The organism is Oleiphilus sp. HI0066, from assembly GCF_001635725.1.
Genome location: NZ_LWFH01000219.1, coordinates 1 through 1,286, shown reverse-complemented (window position 1 = coordinate 1,286; position 1,286 = coordinate 1). Strand labels below are relative to the sequence as shown.

The 1,286-nt window shown below is 46.3% G+C and carries 2 protein-coding genes; both read right to left on the bottom strand.

What is annotated here, in order from left to right; genetic code table 11:
- Positions 1–29: 29 nt before the first annotated feature.
- On the bottom strand, positions 30–926 hold the full coding sequence (locus tag A3738_RS03340) for a hydroxymethylglutaryl-CoA lyase (protein WP_068763357.1): 897 nt from the start codon (positions 924–926) through the stop codon (positions 30–32).
- 3 nt (positions 927–929) lie between these two features.
- Positions 930–1,286, bottom strand: a 357-nt coding sequence (locus A3738_RS03335; protein WP_231876519.1) for an enoyl-CoA hydratase-related protein, incomplete at its 5' end; no start/stop codon positions are given.

Genomic DNA, 1,286 nt, shown 5'->3' with positions numbered 1-1,286 from the left:
TTGTTTTTGTTATCTGATGGAATAGGGCCTTAACAACTTTTGAATAGCGCTTTTCCAACACTAGATTGATACTCGCGACCGAGAACGTCTGATATTTTGTTACCGGCGCTCGCTAATTTCTCTAAATTAATACCAGTTTCAAACCCGCCGCTGTGAAGAAGGTACACCAAATCTTCTGTCGCTAAATTGCCTGTTGCACCCTTTGCATAAGGGCAGCCGCCTAGACCCGCAACAGAAGCATCAAAGCAACGTATTCCAGCCTCTAGTCCAGCATAAACGCTAGCTAGGGCTTGACCATATGTATCGTGAAGGTGGAGGGCCAATTTGCTTGTATCAAATTCAGACGACATCAATGAGAGCAGTTGTTTGGTGTCATAAGCCGTACCAACCCCGATGGTGTCACCGAGTGATACCTCATAACACCCTAAATCAAATAGCTTACGCGTCGTTTCAATTACCTTACGAGGGTCTACTTTACCGCCATACGGACAAGCAAAGACACAGCTCACGTATCCTCTTATAGGAACGCCATCTGAATTAGCCTGCTTAGCGAGCTCTTCAAATCGTTGGATACTTTCATCGATAGAGCAATTGATATTGCGCTGACTGAAGGCTTCCGAAGCAGCTGCGAAAACAGCAACCTCTTCCGCGCCACAGATTTTAGCTGCTTCGTAACCACGAAGATTTGGTGTAAGTGCGGCGTAGCGTGTGTTGGCGTTGCGATCAATCATTTCAAACAATGCGTCGCTATTCGACATTTGTGGCACCCATTTTGGCGAAACAAAGCTCCCAGCTTCGATATAACTGACACCAGCTGCGGAAAGCTCATTTACAAGTGAAACTTTAGCCTCAAGTGGGACAATTGCTTTTTCATTTTGAAGCCCGTCTCTAGGCCCAACTTCTACGACGCGTACAAAACCACTCATACCTTACTCTCCAAAATCCTTATCAACCCAGCTCGGAGCGCGTTTTTCGAAGAATGCACTTAAGCCTTCTTGTCCTTCTTCCGATACACGCAGTGAGGCAATGATTTCTGCCGTCGCATGCTGTTTATCTTGGTTTAAGTCTGATTCGGAAACTTGCCTTATTAATTTCTTAGTTGCGATGCTTGCCTTAGGGCCGTTGCTGATAATCTGTCGGAGCACCTTGTCGACCGCGTCATCAAGTTGACCTTGCTTTACGACTTCATGCACCAAGCCCCATTTTTCAGCTTGCTGAGCATCAAATAACTCGGCGGTAAGAAATAGGCGACGGCATCGTCTTGCTCCCATCGCTTTGAGGACATA

What these genes read in the sequence shown, in the direction of transcription:
- A3738_RS03340 (WP_068763357.1), bottom strand. Translation starts at nt 926, where the DNA reads ATGAGTGGTTTTGTACGCGTCGTAGAAGTTGGGCCTAGAGACGGGCTT.